This window comes from Paraburkholderia fungorum (assembly GCF_003610895.1).
Taxonomy (GTDB): domain Bacteria; phylum Pseudomonadota; class Gammaproteobacteria; order Burkholderiales; family Burkholderiaceae; genus Paraburkholderia; species Paraburkholderia fungorum_B.
The window spans coordinates 1-5,205 of the sequence record NZ_MCAS01000066.1 but is presented as its reverse complement, the minus strand read 5'-3'; the positions used below and the strand labels follow the sequence as shown (position 1 = coordinate 5,205).

The 5,205-nt window shown below is 61.9% G+C and carries 5 protein-coding genes; all 5 read right to left on the bottom strand.

The window, feature by feature from the left end:
* A partial coding sequence (locus tag BCY88_RS35610; RefSeq protein ID WP_259461616.1) for a UxaA family hydrolase occupies positions 1-1,100 on the bottom strand: 1,100 nt, incomplete at its 3' end.
* A 10-nt stretch (positions 1,101-1,110) separates the two neighbouring features.
* The gene (locus tag BCY88_RS35605) at positions 1,111-1,440 is read right to left on the bottom strand and encodes a UxaA family hydrolase (protein ID WP_120348771.1); all 330 of its coding nucleotides are present in this window, start codon (positions 1,438-1,440) and stop codon (positions 1,111-1,113) included.
* 12 nt (positions 1,441-1,452) lie between these two features.
* A complete protein-coding gene (locus tag BCY88_RS35600) occupies positions 1,453-2,493 on the bottom strand; it encodes an ABC transporter permease (protein WP_120348770.1) in 1,041 nt (346 codons plus the stop codon).
* Positions 2,483-4,003: a sugar ABC transporter ATP-binding protein gene (locus BCY88_RS35595; protein WP_120348769.1), complete on the bottom strand. Its 1,521-nt coding sequence runs from the start codon at positions 4,001-4,003 to the stop codon at positions 2,483-2,485. The genes BCY88_RS35600 and BCY88_RS35595 overlap by 11 nt, the downstream gene beginning before the upstream one ends.
* Positions 4,004-4,017: 14 nt before the next feature.
* On the bottom strand, positions 4,018-5,067 hold the full coding sequence (locus BCY88_RS35590; protein ID WP_120347988.1) for a sugar ABC transporter substrate-binding protein: 1,050 nt from the start codon (positions 5,065-5,067) through the stop codon (positions 4,018-4,020).
* Positions 5,068-5,205 lie beyond the last annotated feature (138 nt).

Here is a 5,205-nt window from a genome sequence, read left to right as displayed (position 1 = left end):
AGTGTGCCGCGGCCTTCGAGAATGCGGCCTGCATCGACGTCCATATCGCCGGCGAGATTGCGGTACGTCGCGGGATTCGCGCAGACCTTGATGACCGGCGAGATCGCCGAGCCAACCACCGACCCACGTCCGGTTGTGAACAGAATCACATGCGCGCCGCAGGCGATCAGTTCGCCGATTTCCGCGTTGTCGCTAATGTTCGGAAAGCCGAAACGCGGCTCGCCGTCGGGTACGACGTCGAGAAGATAAAGGCCGCCGGTCGGCGGAACGTCCCCGGGTTTGATGATGCCGACAATCGGCGACGCGCCGCTTTTCGCATACGCGCCCAAAGATTTTTCCTCCTGCGTGGTGAGGCCACCGTCCGCATTGCCGACCGCAAAACTGCCATGCCCGAGGATCGAGTAGTAGCGCGCCGCCTTCGCCACGCACGCAACGATCTCATCGCCGAGATCCGGCCGTGCCGCGCGCGTTTTCATATGTAACTCACAGCCCACCAGTTCGCCGGTTTCTTCGAAGATACAAGTTGCGCCTGCGTCGATCAGATGATCGAACGCGCGGCCCACGGCCGGATTCGCGGTAATGCCGCTGGTGCCGTCCGAGCCGCCGCAGATCGTGCCGATCACCAGTTCGCTCAGCGCCATCGGCACCTTCTGCTGCGCGGCAAGTTGCTTGCGTGCGCCGCGAATCCAGTCGACGCCGTATTGAATCGTGCTGCGCGTGCCGCCTTTTTCCTGAATCGTCAGCACTTCCACGGGACGGCCGCTCGCGCGCACGACGTCGACGAGGTAGTGCTTGTTCATGCTCTCGCAGCCGAGCGACACAAACAGCACCGCACCTACGTTTGGATGGGTGGTAAGCCGTTCCAGCATCTTCTCGGCGTACCCATTCGGATAGCAGCCGGGAAAGCCGATCAGATGCACCGGCGGTTCGCGCTCGGCGGAGGGGTCGTCGAATGCATCGAATGGCTCGCGAAACTGCGTGACGATCTCGCGCGCGACGTGGTGCGCGCATTCGACAAGATATGTGACCGCAACGACGTTGCGGATGCCCTTGCGGCCATCGCTGCGCGGATAGCCCTGCAATTGCGTATTGAACATCATCTGGCTCCGCTCAGTGGGTAACGAACGCGTGTCCCGCATCGTGTGTGTAGGTCGGCAAGTAATCGCTCGCCATGTTATGGGTATGCAGGTGCTCGCCCGCCTTCACCTCCTGTGTCACGTGGCCGATGACCACGCCATATCGCAACACCTTGTCCCCTGCCTTCAAATCCCGGCGCGCGACCTTGTGTCCGAGACCGAGGGTTTTCGCGAACCACACATATGCGCCTTCGATTTCGAGGGTCTCACCCGCCCCGATCCGCGCACCCGATATCAGACAGTTGTCTTCGGGTGACTGCAGGATCAGGCGTAGATCGGTGGTTTTTCTTGTGTCTTGCTGCACGAGAATTTCCTTTTAATTCTGACCTTCACCGCTGGCGAGCCGCGCCACCATCAGCGAGCCAAGGATGATCGCGCCGTAGATCGCCTGAATCCAGAACGACGGTACCTGGGCAAGCGTGAGCAGGTTTTGCACGACACCGAGCAGCAGTACGCCGGAGAGCGCGCCGAGCATCGTGCCCTTGCCCCCGTCGAGCGAAATGCCGCCGATCACCGCTGCCGCGAAGACCGTGAAAATCATGCCGTTGCCCTGGTTCGCATTGATCGCGCCGACATAACCGGTGACGATCAAGCCGCCCACCGAGGCCAGCATGCTGCCGAGCACGAATACGCCCCACGTAATGCGCTCGACGCGAATCCCCGCCGCGCGCGCCGCTTCAGGATTGCCGCCGATCGCATAGAGCGCGCGGCCAAGACGGTGATAGCGCAGCATGAAAGCCGCCACACCAAACGCCGCGCCTGCGAGCCACACGGAAACCGGCAGGCCGAACACGATGGTGGTGGCGAGCGAGAAGAACGACGGTGGCATATCGAACAGCGTGCCGCCCTGAGTCGCACCGACGAGCATGCCCCGCAACACGATCAGCATGGCCAGCGTGACGATGAACGCGTTCAGGCGCAGGCGCACCACCAGGAAACCATTGACGAAACCGATCACGGCGCCGACCACGATGATCGCCAGCAAACCCATCGCTGCCGGCCATTGCAGACCGAAACCAGCAGATGCCGCCGGCATCACCAGCATCGCGCCAACGGCAGGCGCGATGCCAACCGTCGATTCAAGGGATAGATCGAACTTGCCGGTCAACACGATGAGCGATTCGGCGAGCACGACGAGAGCCAATGCCGCGGACGCACCCAACACGCTAATCAGATTGGCCTTCGTCAGAAAGCTTGGACTCACAAAGGCGCCGATGACGAGCAGCAGCACGAGCGCCGGCAACAAGGCAAGGTCACGAAAGCGGCTCAGTTCGATGCGACGACCTGCCGGACGCGCGGACACACCCATGCCGGGCGCAGCGCCGGCCATTGCGGGACCTGGTAAGTTACTCTTCATGGAGATGCACCCCTTCAACTGCAGCAATCAATTCATGGTCCTGCCAGCCGGCAGGAAATTCGGCGGCAACTGCGCCACGAAACATCACGAGTACACGGTCACAGGTACGCAGATCGTCGAGTTCGCCCGAAACCACCAGCACGGCCTTCCCCGCGACACGCACCTTGTCCACAACCGCGAGCAGCGCTTCTTTCGATTTGACGTCGACCCCTGCCGTCGGATCGATGAGCACCAGTACGTTCGGATCGGTAGCAAGGGCGCGTGCCATCACAACCTTCTGCTGATTCCCGCCTGATAGACCCGATACGACCTGACATGGCCCTTGCGCCTTGATGTCGAGCGCTTCGATCATTCCCTGGCCAAATCGGTTTTTCCGCTTTGGTGAAGCAATACCGAAACGGCCAAGCGTGCGCGCGATCGTCATCGATGCGTTTTCGGCAACCGACTGTGTCAGCACCAGACCTTCGCGATGCCGATCCTTTGGCACGCAGCCGACGCCGTTCTTGAGCGCTATAGGCACGTCGCCAGGAACCAGCTTCCTGCCGCCGGCGCGGATCGTGCCGGCGCGCTGAGCATTCAGACCTGCGATAGCTTCGGCAACGCTTGTACGACCGCTGCTGGTTGCGCCAGTCAGGCCGACAACTTCACCGCGCTTCACCGCGAACGACACGCCTTCGTAATCGGCACCGGTCAGATCCTCGACGTCCAGCGCAATGGCCGTATTCGCAGGCAACACCGAACGTGCAGCAGCATCTGCCACGACGAGACGACCTTGCTCCCCCGTCATCGCCTCAATCAGTTTCTCGCGCGGAAGCGCCGAAACCGGTGCACTGATGACGTGCCGCGCGTCACGTAGAACGGTCACTGTCTGGCATATCTCGTACACCTCCTGCAAATGGTGCGAGATGAACAGGAATGTCACGCCCTCACGCTGCAACTCGGTAATACGGCGGAACAGACGCTTGATTTCCTCACCATCGAGCTGCGCGGTCGGCTCGTCGAGGATGATGAATCTCGCACCATATGACAGCGCCCGTGCGATCTCGACCAGTTGGCGCGCCTCGACGGTCAGGTCGCCCGCACGCGTGTCCTCGCTCACGTCGATCTTCCAGTGATCGAGCAGCTCGCGCGCGTCACGCCGCATCGTGTGCCAATCGATCATTCCGACGCGGCGCGGCTGCCGATTGACGAACAGGTTCTCCGCGACGCTCAAATCGCGGATGATCGTCGAATGCTGATAGACGCAGGCGACGCGCTCCCGCCACGCATCGCGATCCGCGATCGGAGGCGCCGCAACGCCTCCGAACATCACGTCACCGACATCGGGCTTGCGCAGTCCGGTCAGGATAGACACAAGGGTCGACTTGCCGGCTCCGTTGCGCCCCACCAGAGCATGCGATTCGCCCGGCATCACGCGCATGCTGACATCGTTCAGGGCGGCCGTTGCCCCATAGCGTTTGGTGGCACCGCGCGCTTCGACGACCGGGATGTTTCCGGTACTCATCGTCATGCTTATCCTTGTGCTCACTTGATCGTATTGCCCCACAGCGACGTGTCGTCCACGTTCGACTTCGTCACGAGAGGTGCGGGCAGCTGGTCTTCGAGAATGCCGGGCGACAGCTGGATGATGTTGCTGCCGTGATCCGTCGCACCGGGCTTGAAGGTCTGCCCCGCAAGCGCCGCCTTGATGTAGTACAGGCCGTACTTCGCATACAGGTCCGCCGGCTGGGACATGGTTGCGTCGATATCGCCGCGGCGGATTGCATCGAACTCCTGAGGAATGCCGTCGTTGCTGACGATCACAATGTGCTTCGGATCGCCCGCGCTGAAGAGCATCTGTTTGCGACGCAGCGTCTGCAGCGTCGGTGCCAGGTACACACCCCCCGCCTGCATATAGATCGCCTTCACGTCAGGGTTCGCGGTCAGCAGCGTATCGAGCGCGGTCGCCGCCACATCGCCCTTCCAGCCCGCCGGAATCTCGAGCAGCGACAGCCCCGGATATTTCTTCAGGCAGGCGCGAAATGCTTCGGACCGGTCGCGCCCGTTCACCGACGCCAGATCGCCCATGATCTGCACGACCTTGCCCGATTTCACATGGGCGCCGATGTAGTCGCACGCCTTTGAGCCGTATGCGCGATTGTCCGCACGCACGACCATCGCCACCTTGCCCTGGGTCGGCGCCACGTCCACCGCGACCACCGGCACGTTCTTCGCAGCGGCCGCGTCCAGCGCGCGGCTGATCGCCGCCGAATCCAGCGGACCGACGACGATGCCCTTGGCCCCCAGGTTCAGCAGGCTGTTCATGTCGGTGATCTGCTGGGCCGGGTCGCCGTTCGAGTTCACCGGCGCCAGGATGGCAAGCCCCATCTCTTTCGCATACGTGGGCAGGTAGTTGTTGTACGACTGCCAGAACGGCGACGTGAGCAGCGGCAGATCCAGCCCGATCCGGCCCGCTTCGTCCGCGTGGGCAGGTGTACCGAAGCCCGCGCCCAGACTGAAGGCAGCGAGGCTCGCGATGGAAATGGTGTGGCGCACGAAACGACGGGCCGTGGCTAGCCCCTTGATGAACGTCATTGATCTGGTCTCCTGGTTATCTGCCTGTTTGATCTGTTCCGGCGATCGGAACGGGACGTGACGACTACCGGACACGGGATTAAGTTTACCCGTGAACATATTATTCTTATATGAACAACGCTAAGTCAAGTGACATAA

Coding starts and splice junctions, on each gene's coding strand:
- BCY88_RS35600 (WP_120348770.1), bottom strand. CDS start 2,493: ATGAAGAGTAACTTACCAGGTCCCGCAATGGCCGGCGCTGCGCCCGGC.
- BCY88_RS35595 (WP_120348769.1), bottom strand. CDS start 4,003: ATGACGATGAGTACCGGAAACATCCCGGTCGTCGAAGCGCGCGGTGCC.
- BCY88_RS35590 (WP_120347988.1), bottom strand. CDS start 5,067: ATGACGTTCATCAAGGGGCTAGCCACGGCCCGTCGTTTCGTGCGCCAC.